The following is a 21,702-nucleotide window of genomic DNA, read 5'->3' on the forward strand; positions in this document are numbered from 1 at the left end:
TTACACACACTTATCCCTGTCTGTCAGCATATTCATCCGTAGAGAAAGCGTTGCCATGCTGATATAGGGTATTCAGAGCGGTTGTTATCGAAAATAATTCGGATGTTGTACACATTTTGTAACAAATAAGAAATGAAGTATTTAATGCTTGGCACAACCATATTAATTTAATGATAATTAGTAAAAAAGGTCGGATTCTCTTTGGTGTGGCGACGTGTTTAGTTTAGATGAAACAAAAATTTTCGCTGAATAAATTTCATCGCATTTCTCGTGGCGAGAAGACAGTATCAACGACGCTGAAAAACGTCGCAGCTCTGCAACGTTAGGCGAAATGGCGCTAGCCGGTATGCATCTGCCTGGTGACATCTCATATCACCCCGCGTGATGACGGGTCGCGGGCAACTGGAGATAATGTAAGCTAGACTGTAACAGCAAGGAGGGGCCGCGCTTGGCCAAGATAGTAGCCGAGGGGCGGCCAGCACCGGACCCGATTGCATTATGGAGTTGTAAAGCAGCGACAGGGTCGGTGTGCGCTCGGCTTAGGCGGCCTTTATCGGTAGGTGAATACCGGCGAGAAACCCATCCCTGCAGGCAAAATGGCGATCGTATCGATCGCCGTTTCGGTGCCGCGGCAGTACGTCCGCCGCGCGTTGTTATAGTGCGTTATTTCAGACCAGCTGCGTCCCGCAGCAGTTCGGCTTTGTCGGTCTTTTCCCATGGGAAAAGTTCGCGTCCGAAGTGACCGTAGGCGGCAGTTTTGCGGTAGATCGGCTGCAGCAGATCCAGCATTGTGATTAACCCATAAGGACGCAGGTCGAAGAATTCGCGCACCAGCGCCGTCAGGTTTTTTGCCGAGATCTTTTCACTGCCGAAGGTTTCGATGGTGATGGAGGTCGGTTCCGCTACGCCAATGGCATAGGACACCTGAATTTCACAGTGATCGGCCAGGCCGGCAGCGACGATGTTTTTGGCCACGTAGCGCGCGGCATATGCTGCCGAACGGTCAACCTTAGACGGATCCTTACCGGAGAAGGCGCCGCCGCCGTGACGGGCCATGCCGCCGTAGGTATCGACGATGATTTTTCGGCCGGTCAACCCACAGTCGCCCATTGGACCACCGATAACGAAACGGCCGGTCGGGTTGATAAAATATTTGGTCAGGGAAGAGAGCCATTCCGCTGGCAAAACCGGTTTGATGATCTCTTCCATCACCGCTTCTTTCAGCTGTGGCAAGGCGATGTCTTCCGCATGCTGCGTGGACAGCACCACGGCATCAATGCCCACCACTTTGCCGTTGTCGTAGGCGAAAGTGACCTGACTTTTGGCGTCCGGACGCAACCATGGCAGGGTGCCGTTTTTACGAACCTGGGACTGGCGGGCCATCAAACGGTGCGCGTAGGTGATTGGCGCCGGCATCAGCACATCGGTTTCATTGGTGGCGTAACCGAACATCAGCCCTTGGTCGCCTGCGCCCTGTTCCAACGGATCGGTGCGATCCACGCCCCGATTAATATCTGGAGACTGCTTACCAATGGCACTCAGCACGGCACAAGAGTTGGAGTCAAAGCCCATCTCTGAATGAATGTAACCGATCTCGCGGATAGTGCTGCGCGTCAATTCTTCAATATCCACCCAGGCGCTAGTGGTGATGATCTCGCCACCCACCAGAACTATACCAGTTTTAATATAGGTTTCGCAGGCGACGCGCGCCTTGGGATCCTGTGCCAGAATCGCGTCCAGCACGGCGTCGGAAATCTGGTCCGCGATTTTATCAGGATGCCCCTCTGAAACAGATTCAGATGTAAATAGATGTTTAGCCATTGGTCTTTTTACCTTTGGATTAAGGGTTAGAAATGATTGCATAGTGCTTAGGACTGGCCACCCGCAATACGCGATGCCGAGATGATAACGGTACGCGTCATGCTGCCTCCCACGAAAACTGTCGTTCAGCAGTAAAACAGTTAATCAGTATAGATGGATTAACTTCTGGATGGCTATTTTAGGGTGAGTTTCGATGGAATGCCAGTAATTTTTTGCTGAAATATATCAGTTAGTTTCAATGCAGAGTCAATAAAGTGACATAGGCTAATTAATTTTGCTTTTCCCCATTGAGCGGTATAAAATCGCGCGCGTTTGCATCGGGTAATGTAAAAGTTAACCAAACGAAAATTTTACACTTATCCCCGCCGCCCGGTTGAGTGTCTTGTTTTTCAAGAGATAGGGTTCTTGACGCGTGTGATTTCTCTCGTTTCCCGTCTCCAACGTGCAGCGCGTCGACTGCCCTTATCCACGACGCCTCGCTCATCCTGTCTTGTGGAAGTCGTCGCCCAACCGGGGCGACTCAGGGCTCTCGGGCGGGCTAGATGCGAGGTTCTGATTTCGGGCCATACGGCCTTTCATGCAATCCTAATTGATGGTGTTCCGCCATCCTAAATAGCATGGAGTTTAGCAAGGTATTTTACAATGGAGTTTAGCAAGGTATTTTACAATTGCTGTCTGGGATAGACCGGACGCCGGCGGCGTCCGGTAGCGTCTCTTGCCGCGTTCGTTGCGCGCGAGCCGGCTGAGTGTTCTAACCGGCGTGAGCGCTGAATCGACGGTAGCGGGCAATAAAGGTCGCACCATTGGCGACCCGCCGCCATAACTGATTCACGACTGGACCAGGAACCGCGCCGCGCGGCTCGACAAGACACTTTGCGCTTAATGCAGGAGGTAGCCATGGTAGCCATGAACGACAGCGACGCCAGCGAAATGCTGAGAACTTACAATGTCACGTACTGGGGCAATAACTACTACGACGTCAATCAGTTTGGTAATATCAGCGTTTGCCCGGATCCTGACTTTCCCGAGGCGTGCGTCGATCTGGCGGAACTGGTAAAACAGCGCCAGACCAAAGGCCAGCGTCTGCCGGCGCTGTTCTGCTTCCCACAGATCTTGCAGCACCGCTTGCGCTCCATTAACGCCGCTTTTCAGCGGGCGCGCGATTCCTTTGATTACCGGGGCGGCTATTTCCTAGTTTATCCAATTAAGGTCAACCAGCACCGCCGCGTTATCGAATCTCTGATCAACTCCGGCGAGCCCCTGGGCTTGGAGGCCGGTTCCAAAGCGGAACTGATGGCGGTACTCGCCCATGCCGGCATGACCCGCACGGTGATCGTTTGCAATGGCTACAAAGACCGGGAATATATTCGCCTAGCGCTCATCGGCGAAAAGATCGGTCATAAAGCCTACCTGGTAATTGAAAAACTTTCCGAAATCACGCTGGTACTGGAGGAGGCAGAACGGCTGAATGTGGTGCCGCGCCTCGGCGTGCGCGCCCGCCTAGCCTCGCAGGGCTCTGGCAAATGGCAATCGAGCGGCGGCGAAAAGTCCAAATTTGGCCTTGCGGCGGCGCAGGTGCTGCAACTGGTCGATCTGCTGCGTGCGAAAGGACGGTTGGACAGCCTGCAATTGCTGCATTTCCATTTAGGTTCCCAATTATCGAATATTCGCGATATCGCTTCCGGCGTGCGTGAATCGGCGCGTTTTTATGTCGAATTGCATAAAATAGGCGTCCATATTGAATGTTTCGACGTCGGCGGCGGCCTGGGGGTCGATTATGAAGGCACCCGTTCGCAATCCGACGGATCGGTTAATTATGGCTTGAACGAATATGCCAACAAGGTCATCTGGGGTATCGGTGATGCCTGTAATGAATACGGTCTGCCGCATCCAACGGTTATTACAGAGTCCGGACGGGCGGTGACGGCGCACCATACGGTGCTGGTGTCCAATGTCATTGGCGTGGAACGTAATGAATTCAACGAGCCGCATCCGCCTGAGACGGACGCCCCGCGCGCGTTGGAAAGCCTGTGGCAGACTTGGCAGGAAATGCAGGAGCCGCGCAATCGTCGTTCGTTGCGTGAATGGTTGCACGACAGCCAGATGGATTTGCATGATGTCCATACGCAATATACTCATGGTATGCTGGATCTGATGCAGCGTGCCTGGGCCGAGCAGCTGTATCTCAACATCTGCCGCTTGATCCAGACGCAACTCGATCCGAGTAATCGCGCTCACCGGCCGATAATTGATGAATTACAAGAGCGTATGGCGGATAAGCTGTACGTCAACTTCTCACTATTCCAGTCGATGCCGGATGCCTGGGGGATAGACCAACTGTTCCCGGTTCTGCCGTTGTCGGGGCTGGATAGGCCGCCGGAGGGACGCGCGGTGCTGCTTGATATTACCTGTGACTCTGATGGCACAATTGATCATTACATTGATGGCGATGGCATCGCCACTACCATGCCAATGCCGCCTTACGATGCCGATAATCCGCAGGCTCTCGGCTTTTTTATGGTGGGCGCCTATCAGGAAATCCTCGGCAACATGCATAACTTGTTCGGCGATACCACCACGGTGGATGTATATGTGTTCAAGGACGGCAGTCTGAAGATGAACGAGTCTAACGAAGGTGATACCGTTGCCGATATGCTGCGCTATGTGCGGCTCGATCCCGGTATGCTACTGACACGTTTCCGTGACCAGGTGAAAAACGCCGATCTGGATGCTGAACTGCAAAGCAAATTCCTGGATGAGTTCGAGGCGGGCCTGTATGGATACACTTACCTGGAAGGTGAATAACGTTAAGTAAGGAATGACGATGAGTACTCTGGGTCATAATTACGATAATTCGCTAGTGTCGAACGCTTTCGGTTTCCTGCGTCTTCCGCTGGAATTCAACCCGTATCACACAGACGCAGACTGGGTGATCACCGGTATTCCCTTCGATATGGCGACCTCCGGGCGTGCCGGCTGCCGGCACGGGCCCGCCGCGATCCGCCAGGTTTCCACCAACCTGGCTTGGGAAGGTTGCCGTTGGCCGTGGGATTTCGACGTGCGTAAACATCTCAAGGTGGTGGACTGCGGCGATCTGGTGTACGAATTCGGTGAGGCTCAGGACTTTTGCAAAAAATTACAGGACCATGCCGAGCGGCTACTGTCGGCCGGCAAACGGATGCTATCGCTTGGCGGCGATCACTTCGTCACTTTGCCGTTATTGCGTGCTCACGCCAAACACTTCGGCAAAATGGCGCTAGTGCACTTCGACGCCCATACCGATACCTACGCCAACGACAACAAGTTCGATCACGGCACCATGTTTTACCGTGCGCCAAACGAAGGATTAATCGATCCCGGCCACTCGGTGCAGATAGGCATCCGTACAGAATTCGAGCGCGATAACGGGTTCACCGTGCTCGACGCAGAGCAGGTTAATGACCGCAGCGTTGACGATATTTTGGCTCAGGTGAAGCAGATTCTGGGTGACTTGCCGGTCTATCTCACGTTCGATATTGATTGTCTGGATCCCTTTGCTGCCCCCGGCACCGGTACGCCGGTCATCGGTGGCCTGACTAGCGATCGGGCGCTGAAGCTGCTTCGCGGGCTGCAACCGCTGAATATCATCGGCATGGACATCGTCGAAGTAGCGCCAGCCTACGACCAGGCGCAGATCACCGCGCTGGCTGCCGCTACGCTGGCACTGGAAATGCTTTATATCCAGGGCGCTAAGCTGAACGACGATCGACAGGGAAGGCGGTGTGCCGGCGGCCCACTGGGGTATGCCAGCACGCTACAAGGGGTGTCAAACGCGTAACAAGCGTGACGTCCGCAGTAGCATATAGTCTATCTACTCCCGCCAATGGCGGGAGCCATGCCGTTTGCCCGCGGTTAAGGTCTATCAATAACAGCACACACGACAGGTCGTCGCCATAATGCAGTGTGTCGATGAGCGCACAAAATGAGCCGGAAATGGGTGAGTGCATCGTCACGGTGGTGTAATGACTAAAGGTAAGCTGAACCGCTTCTTCTGTACCGCGTGGTCGCAATCGGACTGCACCGATAGTAGGGTTTTGGGTAGAAAAATCGATAAAATAGCAATATAAAGTCCGATTCTTCAAGTCGAATATCGAGTGATAGAACTATACAAGAAATAGTTTTCAAGGACGTGCAACGAAGCCAGGCGACTGTCAACGAAGCCAGGCGACTGTCATGAAACAGTTTTCTCCAATAGTTGCCAATTCTCTGGCAGGCATACTCGCTTGCAACGCTTCGTTTTGCGGAACAAGAAATTGCATGGTATCGCCAACCGAGGAAAGTAAGTGTTGACGCGATCGCCTCGTGGCGGTGAAAAACGCAGCATCACTACCAGTAAAGAGAATTTGAAGCGGTGTCTGGCCGGTGTAGTGATGCTTTTTGATAAATCTGCCCGCCGATCATAAACTGTACTATGACATACAGATTGCCTTCGATAAATGGGCTGTGTGCCATAATGAGACGACGGCAGAATAACTGGATAATCTGTGCTCCTGGGTAACCTCTTCTCGCCGAGCGCTGCCGACAGCCTCGGTAATTTTAGTGCGTTTACGCTAGTTTTTCTTGTGCTTCAATGCATCGGGATGGAGCAATACGAGGCGTACCGCTTCACATAAGAAGCTTAATGAATGCTGGCGCTAACTCTGGATGGGCGTTTCAATGTATGAATGTGTTTAGCAGCAGGTTTGTACTCGGATCCAGCGTCAGGTAAATGTTGCACGGTTTTTGTTGGTTGAGTAAATGACAATCACTATCCTCTTTCAACGCGATATAAGCGTGGCGATGAGCATGCTGTTCTGAGCTGTTGAGATGTTTTCTGTAATATCTTTTATTTCAATTTAATGAGCAGACTTATGGGTCTTATGGGTTTTATCGATATGAATTGCCACCCGCGGCAGCAGTTGGAGAGGCATTGCTTACCTCGGCATTTAAAATTTTTATAGGCAACAGGCGTAATCTCACGATGCAGTTTCATGTATTAGACTCTGGTGGTGTGGTAGGGCAGTGACACGTTATCAGCTTCAGCTGAGGTCGCCCGGTAATCGCCATCAAGAGCACGTTGTTTTACGACCGTCGGCAGACACTTCATCCGGCAGCGTTTTGGCCCGGCGTTCAGAACTTGCCAGTTCCCGTCATCCGGCATTACAGCATTCCAGCCGGCATTCCCAGCTCTCGGCACTCCGCACTCACCGCCACACCCAGGCATCCTCTGTCTCCCACTCGTGACTGCTCACTTACCATGCGGAGTAGGCTGTCGGCAAAGTAGAACGGAATCGGCGGAATTGTCATGGTCCAATCGCGATAATTTTACATCATTTAAGAAGATCTACATCACAAAATCAGCGAAATTATTCCTATCGAGTGCATATTTGATTATTCTGAATGAATCGATTCGGTCAACGGCGTGATGATCGCGGCGGGCGTAACCACAGCGAGGGATTGCAGTTTCATCTTCCGCACGGATGGCAAAGCGGGTACGCGATATAATATAGTTGATAACAGAGAATTATTAGTCAGACTGGCATACATTACTCGCCGACTATCGGGGTGAGCGGCCGCAGGGCGACGTTTCATCCCCTGGCGTGTCAAGGTTCTGTCTGGCCCATAGATGTTAAATGCGAGGCCGCGAGCGATTAATGGTCCGGTGTGGGGAAGCCTTTCCCCGTCACTCAGGCATTTAGCAAGCATCAAACAAGAGGGTTCATCATGACTGTAATTAAGATGACTGATTTTGATCTGGCTGATAAACGTGTTTTTATCCGTTCCGATTTGAACGTGCCGGTTAAAGACGGGAAAGTGACTTCCGATGCGCGCATCCGCGCCTCTCTACCCACTATCGAAGCCGCATTGAAACAGGGCGCGCGCGTTATGGTGACCTCCCATCTCGGCCGTCCTACCGAAGGGGAATACAACGCCGAGTTTTCTTTGCAGCCAGTGGTGAGTTATCTGAAAGGCAAATTGTCATCCCCGGTCCGTCTGGTCAAAGATTACCTCGATGGCGTGGATATCGCCGAAGAGGAACTGGTGGTGCTAGAAAACGTACGCTTTAACAAGGGCGAAGAGAAAGATGACGAAGTTCTGGCGAAGAAATACGCCGCGCTGTGCGACGTGTTCGTCATGGATGCTTTCGGTACCGCTCACCGCGCCCAGGCTTCTACTCATGGCGTGGGTAAGTTTGCCCCCGTTGCGTGCGCCGGTTCGCTGCTGTTTAATGAACTTGAGGCGCTGGGCAAGGCGCTTGATAATCCGACTCGGCCGATGGCAGCCATCGTTGGTGGCTCAAAAGTTTCTACCAAGTTAGCCGTACTGGATTCCTTGTCGAAAATTGCCGATCAGCTCATCGTCGGCGGTGGCATTGCCAATACTTTCTTGGCGGCCCAGGAACATAATGTTGGTAAATCGCTTTACGAGGCCGATTTGATCTCGGAAGCCAAACGTCTGCTAGAAAGCAGCGATATCCTCGTACCGACCGATGTCCGCGTCGCCACAGAGTTTTCCGAAACCGCGATCGCCACCTTGAAATCCGTCAGAGACATTCAGGACAATGAGCAGATTCTGGACTTGGGCGATGCTTCCGCCGCCCGTCTGGCGGCAATTCTGAAAAACGCCAAAACCATTTTGTGGAATGGCCCGGTTGGGGTGTTTGAGTTCGCCAATTTCCGTAAAGGCACCGAAGTAGTAGCGCGCGCCATCGCCGACAGCAAGGCGTTCTCTATCGCCGGCGGCGGTGACACCCTGGCGGTTATCGACCTATTTGGCATTGCCGATCAGATCTCCTATATTTCTACTGGCGGCGGCGCTTTCCTTGAATTCGTCGAAGGTAAAAAACTTCCCGCGGTGATCATGCTGGAAGAACGTGCGAAACAGTGAATATTCAGCGGATAGACGCTCTCGGCGTTCGTCATTGCTGTGGCTGGTTCATAGACTAGGGACGCGGCATAAGTTACTTTTTATCAATGGCCTATAAAACAGGACAAAGTGATATGTCTAAGATTTTTGATTTTGTGAAACCAGGTGTCACCACCGGTGATGACGTTCAGAAAGTGTTCGCTGTTGCGAAAGAAAACAACTTTGCTCTGCCCGCCGTCAACTGTGTAAGCACCGATTCCATTAATGCGGCGCTGGAAGCGGCCGCAAAGGTGCGCGCGCCGATTATCGTGCAGTTCTCCAACGGCGGCGCCGCTTTTATTGCCGGCAAAGGCTTGAAAGATGAGGGGCAGACTGCTGCGGTGCTGGGCGCGGTGTCCGGCGCGCTGCACGTGCATCATATGGCCGAGCATTACGGTATCCCCGTTATTCTGCATACTGACCATTGCGCCAAGAAATTGCTGCCGTGGCTTGACGGACTGCTGGATGCTGGCGAGAGGCATTATACTGCCACCGGCAAGCCGCTGTTTTCATCCCACATGATCGACCTCTCTGAAGAGTCGCTTGAAGAGAACATTGAAATCAGCGCCAAGTATCTGACGCGCATGGCGAAACTGGACATGACGCTGGAAATTGAGTTGGGCTGTACCGGTGGCGAAGAGGACGGTGTTGACAATAGCTATTCGGACAACTCCGCTCTTTACACCCAGCCGGAAGATGTCGCTTATGCTTATGAAAAGCTGCATGCCATCAGCTCGCGTTTCATCATTGCGGCCGCTTTCGGTAATGTTCACGGCGTGTACAAGCCTGGCAACGTGCAGCTGACGCCAAAAATCCTTGATAACTCCCAGAAATACGTTTCAGAACGATTTGGTCTCCCAGCCAAATTTTTGAATCTGGTCTTCCACGGTGGTTCGGGCTCTACGCCGGAAGAAATCAAGGAGGCTGTCAGCTACGGCGTGGTCAAGATGAACATTGATACCGATACCCAGTGGGCGATGTGGGAAGGTATACTGAAATATTATCAGAAAAACGAAGGTTATCTGCAGACACAACTTGGCAATCCCGAAGGGGCCGATAAACCCAACAAGAAATTCTACGATCCACGCGCATGGATCCGCGCCGGTCAGGTATCTATGGCAACGCGCTTAGGGCTGGCCTTTAAAGAACTGAACGCTATCGACGTACTGTAATCTACATGTAATCGTCCGGCGGTACCCTTCACGTGCAGCGCGTCGTGCCGCTTGCCTGCTGCATGCCGTAGCGCGGGAATGGGAGATACCCACCGCGCAATCCACCGGAAAGTTGTCTCTCCATCGGAGAACACAGTTTTTGTACCGTGACGGGGTGTGGCAATGTTTCGCCTAAACGGGTCGCGACAGCGCTACAGTGGCGTTTAAAACGGCCTAGATCATGATTAAACTCAATGAATCATCTTGTATCTTCTACCGATGGGCTAATTTCGTTGGCGTGATGAGGCGTTGCGGTATAGGCTTAATGCTGTCTTGTCGCCGAGGGACCTTTGTTATACACCGGAAAATTATATGGAAGATATAAACGTTGTAGATAAAATCAATCATGCCAGTAACTGGCTGGTCAATAATCAAGAGTTGCTGATTCATTACGCGGTGAATATCGTCGCGCCATTATCATCCTGTTTATCGGTCTCCTGGTCTCGCGGATTATCGCCCACACCTTGAATCGGATGATGAAAGCGCGGCATATTGACGCCACGGTGGCCGATTTTGTCTCGGCGATTTTGCGCTACGGCATAGCGACTTCGCCCTTATCGCCGCCTTGAACCGGATAGGCGTACAGACCGCCTCAAGTAAAACGCTACTTTCGACCTGCTAGAGAAAGTCAAGGCGGCGCTGGATGCGCACAATATCGGCATTCCGTATCCGTAGATAAGATGTGCGTTTCCGGACGCCGAAGCCATAGCTCGAACAGGGGCAGCAATTCGCCACTACCGCGACCCATTCGGACGCCTCCTGGGATGCCGAGGAGAGTCAGCAAGCGCAATAGTAGCCGGATGCTGATACCGGTGGCTGCCCTGAATCGGCTCGACAATATGATGTGCACGGTCACGGCAGATAACGGGCCAAGGCCGCACGTCGCTACTGCACGCCCGGTGATCGGGAGTGGGTGCCTTGCTGTACCACGTCAAACTCTCTTTGCCTCGAGGCGATTAGTGGGCGTTTCTGCAGGCGTCGTGGATAAGATCATTCTATTTCAATCGTCGCCGGACAGTCGGTAAACCGCCCTCCACAATCGGCAATTACGGTATATGTAGCATTTTCACAAGGATTTTTCGGTATGGCCCTGATTGCATCGAGCCGCAAAACGTAATGGTGATGAATCAGAGGATACATCGGCAGTATTTTGCAACCTGCTACTTATCTGCGTGGGGTGTTCCACGACGCTTACCACCCGTTCGCCGTGGCTATTGCTGGCCATCACCTTGGCCGGCGTGTTGTTCCTAGGCGGTACGGTTTTACGCTTTGCGCAACGGCTAGCGCAGGGCGATACTCGGGCTATCGCAGGCGTTGGGTGCTGTTGATCATTCTTGAAGTCAACTTGTTCAATCCTCATGTCCATCTGGATACGGTAGTGATCCTCGGTAGCGTCGCCGGCGCAATCAGCGCCTCCTCATTGGCCTGGTTTCACAGCCTGCGCTTATTGCCGTGCGACTGGTGCCCTGGTCAATACAGCTGCGCATTCAGCGTGCCATTCAGTGGCTCGTGGTATCGTGATGTGGTGCATGGCATGCCAGCCGCTTCATCAGGGCTGGCGCATGTTCAGAGCGTTGGCAGTGTTTTAGGCGATCAGTGCCGCACTCCTTTATTCAGAACTTACCTATGTTTTCGGTGTCAGTCGGCGAGATGCTATAAACGTAACGGTAAAAAACTGCAAACAACATTTTCTTCCGGAAAAAGGGGTAATATACTTAGCTGCGTATTTTAATTAAAAGCACTGGTATTAACCACTATCGTAGGGCTGGGAGCCTCTATCATGCCGGCATTGGCCGGTAAGTTTCCCCAGTGGCCGTATGTCGTCACCTCATGGACCTCTTCCGTCGATGCGACGCCGGATGTTGCCATGCCATCTATCGCCATGCCATCTATCGAGGCGTCCATCTCCTCCAAAGACGCGGTGCAATATTTCGATTCTTTAAAAAAGAACGGCACTGGCAGCAAAGATATCAATGCCGCCAATTTGCGTAAAGGTTACAAAGCTGTACGGCAAGTCAAGTCACCCTGCACCAGCTGGATAAACTCAACGAACTGCCGGACGGTGCGCTAAAAGCCGGCTTGAACGAAAATCCTGTCGGTGGGTCTGGGTGAACCCAGAACAACATTGTGCCCACGCCAGGCAGAAGGCGATAGATGACACACCTCTCAGGCACGGGCACTGGCGGAAGGCTTCCACGCCTCGCTGGGTCCAGCATTCGCTACCATGTCACCAATTACCAGCTGATGCTGATCAAACCTACGCCCAGTAGCCGATTCATCTCGACGATCAGGTAGATGTCGTGTTTGAAATGAAGTCGCAGCCTTAACCTTAAGTCGCAGCCTTAACCTTAATATGTTGGATGACGTTCGCCGCGCGGGACTGGCAAACGTTAAACCAGCGGAGTAGCGTTCGCCGTGCGCGTCCGGTAAGCGTGCGGTAAGCGTGGAGCCGTTATCAATCCTGGTGAAGGACCTGACCGTGGTCTAGCAAGGTATTGGTCACTTTACGCATCATACGGCCTTCCAGCGCAAATCAGTGCCAGTAGCGGTGCCTGCACAAGCCTGGCGTTAGATCGAATAAGCTCACTCTGCCTCAGTTCGCGTTCGCAAATGGGAAATCATGCAGCAAGTGGTGCCTTGACAGCTGAACAAAGGCTTCTGAGGAATTTACGATATGTCACGGCACGCTTTGCCGGGTGAAAAATCGAAATTCTACTGCAAGAAAGTCTGGTGCATATCGTCGAAATGACCGAACGCCACCGCAGGCGCCTTAAGCAGGGCGCTGCGGGTCAGGCCGTTGGGAAAGTAACAGGCGGCGAACAACGGCAACGTGCCGAACAGATAATTAAGCGCCACAGGCGGTCTACCAGACAGCTTGCAGCGGTTGACGCTGAATACTGACCGTAACCACCACCTCACCACGGCGCAACTGCTCCTGAGTATGGGCTTCGTCTTCCACCTGCATATTCAACCGGATGGAGGATCAGCACCAGCCTGAGCACCGGCAGCAGCCAAGTCTCGAGACTATCGGCGCTGACCGCCAGTGACGATATCAGCGGGGTATCGTTGCCCAGCCACTCTTCTTCGCAGCAGTTCCACCTGATGCAGCAACGCCAATAGCTTCTGCCCTTGCTCGGAAGGCAGGGCGGGATAGCCCGTATCAGGGCAGCTGGCCAAACAGATTCCCAATCGTTTTATACGCTGCGACACGACCAACTGGGTAATACACAGTTTCTGGCGGATGTGTTCAAAACCGCGCTCTCGTATTACGGCGTCAAATGCCTAGAGCATCCGATACTCCGGACGTTTCATTCATCTTCCTCTGTCAGTATCATATCTCTGCACTATGCCATAGTTTTACTCTATTGCGTGTTCGAGTTTGCTTTATACTGGCCACCACACAGGGTTATACACCACGGGCAGAAATAGACCATGACACAGGATGAACTGAAAAAGGCGGTGGGGTGGGCCGCGCTAAAATATGTCCGGCCCGGCACGATCGTAGGCGTGGGGACCGGCTCTACCGCAGCGCATTTTATTGACGCGCTGGGGTCCGTCAGTCATCAAATCGAGGGGGCGATTTCCAGTTCCGAGGCGTCGTCCGCTAAATTGAAGAACCTGGATATTCCTTTATTTGACCTTAATGATGTAGGCGCTCTGGACATTTATGTTGATGGCGCCGATGAGATTAACAGCAGCATGCAAATGATCAAAGGCGGCGGCGCCGCACTGACTTGCGAAAAAATCATTGCCGCTGTGGCGCGCAAGTTCATCTGTATCGCTGATGCCAGTAAGGTGGTGGACGTGCTCGGCACATTTCCGCTTCCAGTTGAGGTGATCCCCATGGCCCGCGCCTGGGTCGCCCGCGAACTGGTACGCCTGGGTGGTCAGCCGGTTTATCGCCAGGGCGTGATGACCGATAACGGCAATATCATCCTGGATGTACACAATCTGGCGATCCTGGATGCGGTGACGCTTGAAGAGCAAATCAATAACATCCCTGGTGTCGTCACCGTTGGCCTGTTTGCGCGCCGCGGTGCTGATGTGGCGCTTATCGGCAGCGAACAGGGTGTCAAAATTATCGGCTAAACAGAAGGTTGGCGCGCGGCCTACCCGATCACCACCGATGTTAATAAAACGCCGATAATATGTTTTATTTTTCTACCCTGGGTAATGAATTTCACATGTCTCACGCTTGCCTGTCGGAAATCTTCGCCTAGTCCTCCCTGCTAGACGATTTATCCATAATATGCCCTTATGGCCGTGTCTTGTGCTACACCTTCTGCGTCTATGCTGGTTGCCGCACCGGTAAGTTTTGTTATTTTATAAGTTTTGTTATTTTATCGGAGTGCTGTGTGTCGCAGCCGCATTGCGCGCATCTTAAAAGATCGGTAAATGGCAAAAGTATCGCCGGAAAAGATAAGATTAAGTTTCTGTTGGTGGAAGGGGTACATCCCTCGGCGCTGGAAAATCTGCAACGCGCCAGTTACACTAATATGAGTATCATAAGAATTCCATTGGAAACGCTGAAACACGCGATTCGCGACGCTCACTCTGTTGGCATTCGTTCCCGCACCATCTAGCTTAAGGTGTTTCGCCATGGCAGAGAAAACGGTGGCAGTGGGGTGTTTTTGTATCGGCACCAATTAAGCGAATCTGCCGGTCGCGATGAAGCGTGGCGTCCTGGTCTTCATTCGCCTTTTCCAAACACGCGCTCCATGGCCAAATGGTATTTGGGGATACTACTTATGATGTGTAGTATCCCTGAAGTAACGCCCGGGCCCACCCGTAGTCAATGGAACAAACAGGCACAGGGTAGTTACGAAGCGCACAGTAAAATTGGGGCATGCAGGTGTTTTTCTACGATATCGAGAGCAAATTAACTCTGGGAATGCCCAGCAGGTCGCTACGCTGGCTGAACCACTTGGGTGAACCAAGTGGTGAGTCTGCATGTGCCGGGTACGCTATCGACGCGCAACATGAAAAACAAAGCCGGTGCGCTGTTGAATTAACGTCTCACGTGGGACGGTGGTGACATGGCAAAGCTGCGTGAGACGCTGGCCATAAAGCAGCTAGCCAGCGCAGTGCTCGACGTTTTCCCGCAGGAGCTGTCGACCAATAGCGATCCGTTCACGTCGCCGCTGTCAATGTAAGCCTGACGCTGCGCATCGGCGGATCAACTCAAGAGCCCAAGAGAATATCAACATAAGAATAAGAAGAGGCCGGCAAATTAGCGAAGTATTCTGATAAGGGTTCCACTTTGTCGACGGTCAATTTCCCTGAAGTGTCGCTGCCGGAGCATAGCGAAGACTCAAATCAACAAGGTTTTCGCCGAGCAGGGAATCAACATCGCCGCGCAATATTTGCAGACGGCGCCGGAAATTGGTTATGTGGTCATCGATATAGAAGCGGGCGGCGGAAAGATATCGCGCCGCGACATGGGCGTCATACTATCGCCAGTGGCGGAAGGGGGTAATAATTTCCAGAAGTCCAATATCCCACTCTTCCAGCGGCAGCGGAACCGCTACCTTCTGATAATCGTGCGCCAGTTCGATAAGATAAAGCCAACCAGTGGCCTACAGTGCTATGGCGTGTGCAGCCATACAAGCTATCGTCCATACCCAGAGCTGTCCCTGCGCATTGAACGCAACCAGCGGCGTGAACAGCATACACATCCAAGCCGTAGCGATATCTAGCCGGAGCTCGCGGATACGCAAACGGTTCAACACGGATGGCGGAGTTCGATTTTTTGGACGACAGCGCGCGGCGCAGCGGGCGAATGTGTCGCGTATCGACTGCCGCAGCAGCGATTTTCCATTGACGAGGTCACGGGGAAACGGCGCTTAACTAGGGGATCTCCGAGATGCCCCGCGGGCTGTAACCCCTGAACCCTTGGTTCAGGGTGAACGCAGCGTCGAGACCTTAAGACTTCTCGTGCGAGCCGAGCATGCGCGCCGGTCAGGAATCGCCACATTCGCCCTAGGAACTGACCAGCTGGCGAACACCTCAGAAATTTGGTTTCCAGCCCGCGGGTATTAGTATCGGCCCCGCGATGCGCACGTCATCATTCTAACTGGTTTCCCGGTCGTTCTGTTATACGGCCCTGTTTAACCAGCACCTGCTCAATCGTTTGCTGCAGTAAACGAATGCGTTGTTCCATGTTGGCTGCATAATCCCGGGTTTTCAACCTTTCCTGCGCCAATTCGTGACAGACGTTAAGGGCGGCGATGAAAACAAGCTGTTCCGTATTGCTGACTCTAGTTCGAACTTTCAGATCTTGTAACCGCTGATTAAGATCTTCCGCAGCCTGGTTCAACGCTTCCTGTTGCTCCGGGGGACAATTGACCCGTAATGTACGGCCAAAAATTTGAATATCTACCGGTTGTGCGGACATACCCCACCTTCCTGTCTTTGTTACCGCGCCAACCCCACCACTGCCGCGTAATAGCAGCAGTGGTGCGAAGGGAAGCAACTATAATCTATCTAAAATAGAAGTTACAAGCCCTTTCTGGTATAGCGACAGACCTTGATGGTAGCATAACACGAACTTATCCCGCCAACATTAGTGAAAGCACATGTCTAAACAAAATCAGACGGCGGTATTAATCGTTGCGGAGATGATGGATTGCTGATCGGAATATATGTGGCAGTAACAATAACGACAGTTGGCGGGTGTTAGTGCATGAATTGACCAACGACGGGTTGGTGTTCAGCCAAACATTCGCCGCGCCGCTGCGCGATCTGTACCAGGCCATCCGCCAGCGCGCTGGCGGATGCATCATTCCAACTTCAACTATTGCTGCCGGCGGACGACGATGCTCTGGCCGGCTCGGTAAACCGTTTTGTGGTTTAGCCGCAGCTGGACAAGGTGCTGGGCGATGTGCGCTAGACGATAGATGATTTGCACAACATTCGTTCCAGTTGGGGCATGACGAGGACGAAGATCGCGAGGCGTTGGCGCAATCGCTGGAGGAAGTGATGGAAATGTCCACATGGCTGCCATACTTTGCCATAATGATTTTACCCGTCCGAATGACGACGCGGTGCCCACGCCAGCCGGTCCGGCATTACATTAACGTCAACGCCGGCCTTGCGTATGGCGTGTTGGCCACGGCAAAGAAGCCGAGCATATTAACCAGGCTGGAGAGAGCGATGACACCACAAGAATACACTCGGCGTCGTCAAGGATTGCTGGCAAAAATGGCCCCGGGAAGCGCCGCGCTGATCTTTGCCGCCCCTGAGGCGGCACGTAGCGCCGATAGCGGGTATCCCTATCGGCAAAGCAGTGATTTCTGGTATTTCACCGGCTTCAACGAGCCACAGGCGATGTTGATGCTGATCAAAAGCGACCAAAGTTATCATCACAGCGTATTATTTAATCAGGTACGCGATAAAACCGCCGAAATCTGGACCGGCCGCCGCCTAGGTCAGGGGGCGGCGCCGGAGCGCCTAGGGGTTTCCCGAGCGCTCCCCTGGGACGATATCGGCGGCCAATTGCATCTACTACTTAACGGCCTGGACGTGGTTTATCATGCGCAAGGTGAATACGATTTTGCCGACACATTGCTGTTCAACGCTCTGGATAAATTGCGCAGCGGCGCGCGTCAGCAATTGCAGGTACCGGCCACGCTGGTGGATTGGCGGCCCTGGGTGCACGACATGCGACTGCTAAAATCCAAAGAGGAACTGGCAGTAATGCGCCGCGCCTGTGAAATTACCGCTTTGGCGCATACCCGCGCCATGCAGCAATGCCGACCCAACATGTACGAGTATCAGTTGGAAGGCGAGATCCAGCATGAATTTAATCGCCACGGCGCGCGCTTTCCGTCTTACAACACCATTGTCGGCAGTGGTGAAAACGGCTGCATTTTGCACTACATCGAAAATGCCTCTAAGATGAAAAGCGGCGATCTGGTGTTGATCGACGCCGGCTGTGAATATCAGGGCTACGCCGGGGATATCACCCGCACCTTTCCGGTTAATGGCCGCTTCTCGCCGGAACAGCGCGCGATTTATGACCTGGTCTTGGCAATGCTTAACTGTGCCATTGAGCTTTATGGCCCGGGTCGCAGTATTCAGGAGGTGAATGAAAAGGTTGTGCGCATTATGGTCACCGGCCTGGTGCAAATGGGTGTCATGAAGGGGGAGGTTGAGGCGCTCATCGCTGAACAGGCGCACCGGCAATTCTTTATGCATGGACTAAGCCATTGGCTGGGGCTTGACGTTCACGACGTCGGTAATTATGGCTCCTCAGCGCGTAGCCGGGCGCTGGAGTCAGGTATGGTACTGACAATCGAGCCGGGTATCTATATTGCCAGCGACGCCGATGTACCTCCTGTCTACCGCGGTATCGGCATTCGCATTGAGGATAACATCGTGATTACCGCCGTTGGTAATGAAAATCTCACCTCATCGATCGTCAAAGAGGCCGAGGCGATTGAAGCCCTTATGGCGGCGGCGCGCACAGGATGAGTGTCACCATTATCGGCGGCGGCATGGCTGGCGCGACATTAGCGCTAGCGCTTTCGCATCTGAGTCGTGGCACGCTGCAAATCGATCTGGTGGAGGTGCGGACGCCGGGAAGCCGCGATCATCCGGGCTTCGACGCCCGCGCTGTCGCGCTGGCGCAGAGGACCTGCCGCGAGATGACCACCATCGGCGTCTGGCCGGCGCTGGCATCCTGCGCTACTGCCATTACCCGGGTGGAGGTGAGCGACAAAGGGCATCTTGGTAAAGTTCAGATTGCGACCGACGACTATCAGCTGCCGGCGCTAGGCTATGTCGTGGAACTGCATGCGGCCGGTAAACGGCTATTCGATTTGCTACGCCAGGCCCCCGGTGTGCGGCTGCATTGTCCGGCGATGCTCACGCGCCTCAGGCGCGAGCGCGAAGAGACAATCATTACCTTAGATAATGGCGTTGAGCTCAACGCACAACTGATGGTGGCGGCGGACGGCTCGTGCTCGTCGTTGGCGGCGCAATGCGGCATGCGCTGGCGGCAGCGGGATTATCAGCAAATTGCGGTTATCGCCAATATCAGCACCGCCGTGCCGCACGGCGGTGACGCGTTCGAGCGGTTTACCCCTCATGGCTCGCTGGCGTTGCTGCCCATGTCCAGCGCGCGCAGTTCGCTGGTGTGGTGCCTGCCAGCTGCGCATAAACAGGACATTGCCGATTGGGACGAGAGGCGATTTTGCCAAGCGTTGCAGCAGGCGTTTGGCTGGCGGTTCGGCCGTATTACCGCCGCCGGCGAGCGTCAGTGTTACCCGCTGCGGCTGTGCACGGCCGAGCGGCATATTGCCCACCGCCTGGCGCTAGTGGGCAATGCCGCGCAAACGTTGCACCCAATTGCCGGTCAGGGATTTAACCTAGGGTTGCGCGATGTGATGACACTGGCGGAAACGCTGACGCAGGCTGCGGCGCAAGGAGAGGATATCGGCGATTACGCCGTGCTAACCCGCTACCAACGTCGTCGTCGGCCGGATCAGGCTGGTACCGTTGGCATCACTGACGGGCTGATTCATCTGTTCGCCAATCGTCACCTGCCGTTAGTGGTGGGCCGCAATCTTGGGCTGCTAGCCATGGCCCATATTCCGTCGCTGCGCGATGCGCTGGCGCGTAAAACGCTGGGTTGGGTGCCTCGTTGACCCCGACCCGGAAGCAAGGATCCATTAAGCTCTATGCAAGCATTTGATATCGTGATTAGCGGCGGCGGTATGGTTGGCCTGACTCTGGCCTGCGGCCTGAAGGGGGCAGGCTTGCGCGTGGCGGTTATCGAGCGCCAAGGGCCGGAAGCGATTCCCCCTGCTGAACAGCCTGCGTTGCGGGTTTCCATTATCAATGCTGCCAGTCGGCGTTTGTTGCAGCATGTGCAGGTCTGGGAGGACATCACCGCGCAGCGCGCCAATCCTTATCGGAGTATAGAAGTCTGGGAGCGGGACAGTTTTGGGCGTATCACTTTCGACGGTGCCGAACTTGGCTATCCCGAGCTGGGTCATGTCATTGAAAATCCAGTTATTCAGCAGGCATTATGGCGCTGCGTGGAGCAATCGGTCGAGGTAATGCTGATAGCCCCTGCTACACTGCGCCAGGTGGCCTGGGGTGACAATGAAGCCTTTATCACCCTTGACGACGACCGGATGCTAACTGCCCGATTGGTCGTTGCGGCGGACGGCGCGTGCTCTTGGCTGCGGACTCATGCCAATATCCCGTTGACTTTTTGGGACTACCAGCATCATGCGTTGGTGGCAACCGTGCGCACTGCTCGGCCTCATAGCAATATCGCCCGACAAACGTTTCATGGTGACGGTATTCTGGCGTTTTTGCCTCTAAGCGACCCGCATTTAAGTTCTATTGTCTGGTCGCTGCCGCCGTCGGCGGCGCAAGAGCGCCTGACGGCGCCCACCGAGGCCTTCAACGCCGCGGTGGGCATGAATTTCAGTCTGGCGCTGGGGTTATGCGAGCTGCATGGCGAACGAACAACCTTCCCGCTTACCGGCCGTTATGCACATGATTTTGCCGCTCACCGCCTGGTGCTAGTAGGGGATGCAGCGCATACCGTCCATCCGCTGGCAGGGCAGGGCGTCAACCTGGGGTTCATGGATGTCGCAGAACTGTTAGGAGAAGTGCGGCGCCTGCGAAAAGCCGGTAAAGATATCGGCCATTACCCTTACCTGCGGCGCTACGAGCGCCGCCGCAAACACAGCGCCGCGCTGATGCTGGCGGGCATACAAGGTTTTCGCGAGCTTTTCGCCGGCCAACAGCCTCTAAAAAAATGGGTCCGCGACGCTGGTTTGCGGCTGGTGGATACGCTACCCGGCATTAAGCCCCATTTTATCAAACAGGCGATGGGGTTGAACGATTTACCTGCCTGGTTGGCAGCCGAGCCCTTTGACTGAATTATTCTCCGTTCCTTTTGGATTATATTTTCCCGATGCTTAGACTCCACCAGGATTTAAAAGCAGTGGCGAGGTTTTTGTGATTAAACTCTCCTTTCTACCCGTTGAGATGCCTGTTTCATGCGCCGAAATCCTCTTTTATGCAGCATAATATCGCGCCTGGCTTCACTTACCTTGCACGTAGCTTTTCCTTCGGTTGATAATTTAGGTTATGGTCTCCACAACTGTTCAATGGTACGTTCAGCCTAAAGGCATTCTTTGCGTCAGCCCCCTTTACCGTCCGGGCAAAGGCTTGGCGTGCTGCGCTAAAATAGTGAATTTCCTCAGCTGGTTGATGCCGTTCAACTATGGTTCCCAACTGGATGAACACCATCAGGTGCGGCGCGATGCCAGCATGTTCGACGCATCCCACATGACCATTGTCGACTTAGCTGGGCCGTGCGCACCCATAGTTTCTGCGCCATCTGCTTGTCAATAATCTCGCCAAGCTGACGGTACCTGGTAAGGCGCTTACGCCGGCATGCTCAACGCTTATGTCTGGGTGATAATTGTGCAATGGCCCGCCGATCCATTTCACCGACACCTCCGGCAATGTGTAGCAAGGCATCATCACTAGCGGCTCGTTGTCGCCCACCTTAGGCATCAGCATTGTGCTGGCACGAGTGCCGGCCGGTACGGCCGGCAGGCGATCGTGTTAATTTGCAGCTGCGAAATGCCTGTTTAAACCCGATGCTGTGCACGCTGGCGGAGTGGTTGTGCAATAACTAACTTTGTTATGGTGAGAATGGTGATGAGCAATGTGCCGACAGAATTAAGGTATCCCTCCTACGAGTGGGTGTTATATGCTC

Annotated in this window: 9 protein-coding genes, 1 other RNA gene and 7 pseudogenes; 13 read left to right on the plus strand and 4 right to left on the minus strand. The window is 53.7% G+C overall.

Features of this window, described 5'->3' with window-relative positions:
* Nucleotides 1-663: 663 nt before the first annotated feature.
* Entirely contained in the window at nt 664-1,821 is a 1,158-nt protein-coding gene (gene metK / locus GPOALKHO_RS09375; RefSeq protein ID WP_406702274.1) for a methionine adenosyltransferase, read from the minus strand.
* 882 nt (nt 1,822-2,703) lie between these two features.
* On the opposite strand from metK, the gene speA reads away from it, so the two are divergent.
* From speA to GPOALKHO_RS09405, 6 genes and pseudogenes are all read left to right on the plus strand, one after another.
* Complete coding sequence (speA, locus tag GPOALKHO_RS09380) at nt 2,704-4,626, plus strand: biosynthetic arginine decarboxylase (protein WP_406702275.1); 1,923 nt, start codon at nt 2,704-2,706, stop codon at nt 4,624-4,626.
* A gap of 19 nt (nt 4,627-4,645) precedes the next feature.
* Nucleotides 4,646-5,554 (plus strand): annotated as a pseudogene (speB, locus tag GPOALKHO_RS09385) (agmatinase); the annotation flags it as partial.
* 2,009 nt (nt 5,555-7,563) lie between these two features.
* Nucleotides 7,564-8,727: a phosphoglycerate kinase gene (gene pgk / locus GPOALKHO_RS09390; RefSeq protein ID WP_406702276.1), complete on the plus strand. Its 1,164-nt coding sequence runs from the start codon at nt 7,564-7,566 to the stop codon at nt 8,725-8,727.
* Nucleotides 8,728-8,840: 113 nt separating this feature from the next.
* Nucleotides 8,841-9,917 (plus strand): class II fructose-bisphosphate aldolase, encoded by a 1,077-nt coding sequence (gene fbaA / locus GPOALKHO_RS09395; protein ID WP_406702277.1) that lies wholly within the window; start codon nt 8,841-8,843, stop codon nt 9,915-9,917.
* 351 nt (nt 9,918-10,268) lie between these two features.
* Nucleotides 10,269-10,551 (plus strand): annotated as a pseudogene (locus GPOALKHO_RS09400) (mechanosensitive ion channel family protein); the annotation flags it as partial.
* Between the two features lie 1,185 nt (nt 10,552-11,736).
* A pseudogene (locus GPOALKHO_RS09405) lies at nt 11,737-12,226 on the plus strand (SIMPL domain-containing protein).
* 185 nt (nt 12,227-12,411) lie between these two features.
* Here the strand turns inward: GPOALKHO_RS09405 and GPOALKHO_RS09410 are convergent.
* Nucleotides 12,412-13,223: pseudogene (locus GPOALKHO_RS09410) on the minus strand (ArgP/LysG family DNA-binding transcriptional regulator).
* Nucleotides 13,224-13,388: 165 nt separating this feature from the next.
* Here GPOALKHO_RS09410 and rpiA point away from each other — a divergent pair.
* On the plus strand, nt 13,389-14,045 hold the full coding sequence (gene rpiA / locus GPOALKHO_RS09415) for a ribose-5-phosphate isomerase RpiA (protein ID WP_406702278.1): 657 nt from the start codon (nt 13,389-13,391) through the stop codon (nt 14,043-14,045).
* Between the two features lie 306 nt (nt 14,046-14,351).
* Nucleotides 14,352-15,367: pseudogene (locus tag GPOALKHO_RS09420) on the plus strand (NAD(P)-dependent oxidoreductase); the annotation flags it as partial.
* A gap of 440 nt (nt 15,368-15,807) precedes the next feature.
* On the opposite strand, the gene ssrS reads toward GPOALKHO_RS09420, so the two are convergent.
* Nucleotides 15,808-15,972: non-coding RNA, 6S RNA (ssrS, locus tag GPOALKHO_RS09425), on the minus strand.
* Between the two features lie 48 nt (nt 15,973-16,020).
* Entirely contained in the window at nt 16,021-16,350 is a 330-nt protein-coding gene (zapA, locus tag GPOALKHO_RS09430; RefSeq protein WP_406702279.1) for a cell division protein ZapA, read from the minus strand.
* Between the two features lie 758 nt (nt 16,351-17,108).
* Here zapA and pepP point away from each other — a divergent pair.
* The 5 genes and pseudogenes from pepP to gcvT all read left to right on the plus strand — a co-directional run.
* Complete coding sequence (gene pepP / locus GPOALKHO_RS09435; protein WP_406702280.1) at nt 17,109-18,428, plus strand: Xaa-Pro aminopeptidase; 1,320 nt, start codon at nt 17,109-17,111, stop codon at nt 18,426-18,428.
* The gene (ubiH, locus tag GPOALKHO_RS09440) at nt 18,425-19,603 is read left to right on the plus strand and encodes a 2-octaprenyl-6-methoxyphenyl hydroxylase (protein WP_406702281.1); all 1,179 of its coding nucleotides are present in this window, start codon (nt 18,425-18,427) and stop codon (nt 19,601-19,603) included. Before pepP ends, ubiH begins: the two co-directional genes overlap by 4 nt.
* A 33-nt stretch (nt 19,604-19,636) precedes the next feature.
* Nucleotides 19,637-20,854: an FAD-dependent 2-octaprenylphenol hydroxylase gene (gene ubiI, locus GPOALKHO_RS09445; protein WP_406702283.1), complete on the plus strand. Its 1,218-nt coding sequence runs from the start codon at nt 19,637-19,639 to the stop codon at nt 20,852-20,854.
* Nucleotides 20,855-21,065: 211 nt separating this feature from the next.
* Nucleotides 21,066-21,434: pseudogene (locus GPOALKHO_RS09450) on the plus strand (hypothetical protein); the annotation flags it as partial.
* Nucleotides 21,403-21,578: pseudogene (gene gcvT, locus GPOALKHO_RS09455) on the plus strand (glycine cleavage system aminomethyltransferase GcvT); the annotation flags it as partial. The pseudogenes GPOALKHO_RS09450 and gcvT, both read left to right, overlap by 32 nt.
* Nucleotides 21,579-21,702 lie beyond the last annotated feature (124 nt).

This window comes from Sodalis sp. (in: enterobacteria) (assembly GCF_036327475.1).
Classification (GTDB): domain Bacteria; phylum Pseudomonadota; class Gammaproteobacteria; order Enterobacterales; family Enterobacteriaceae.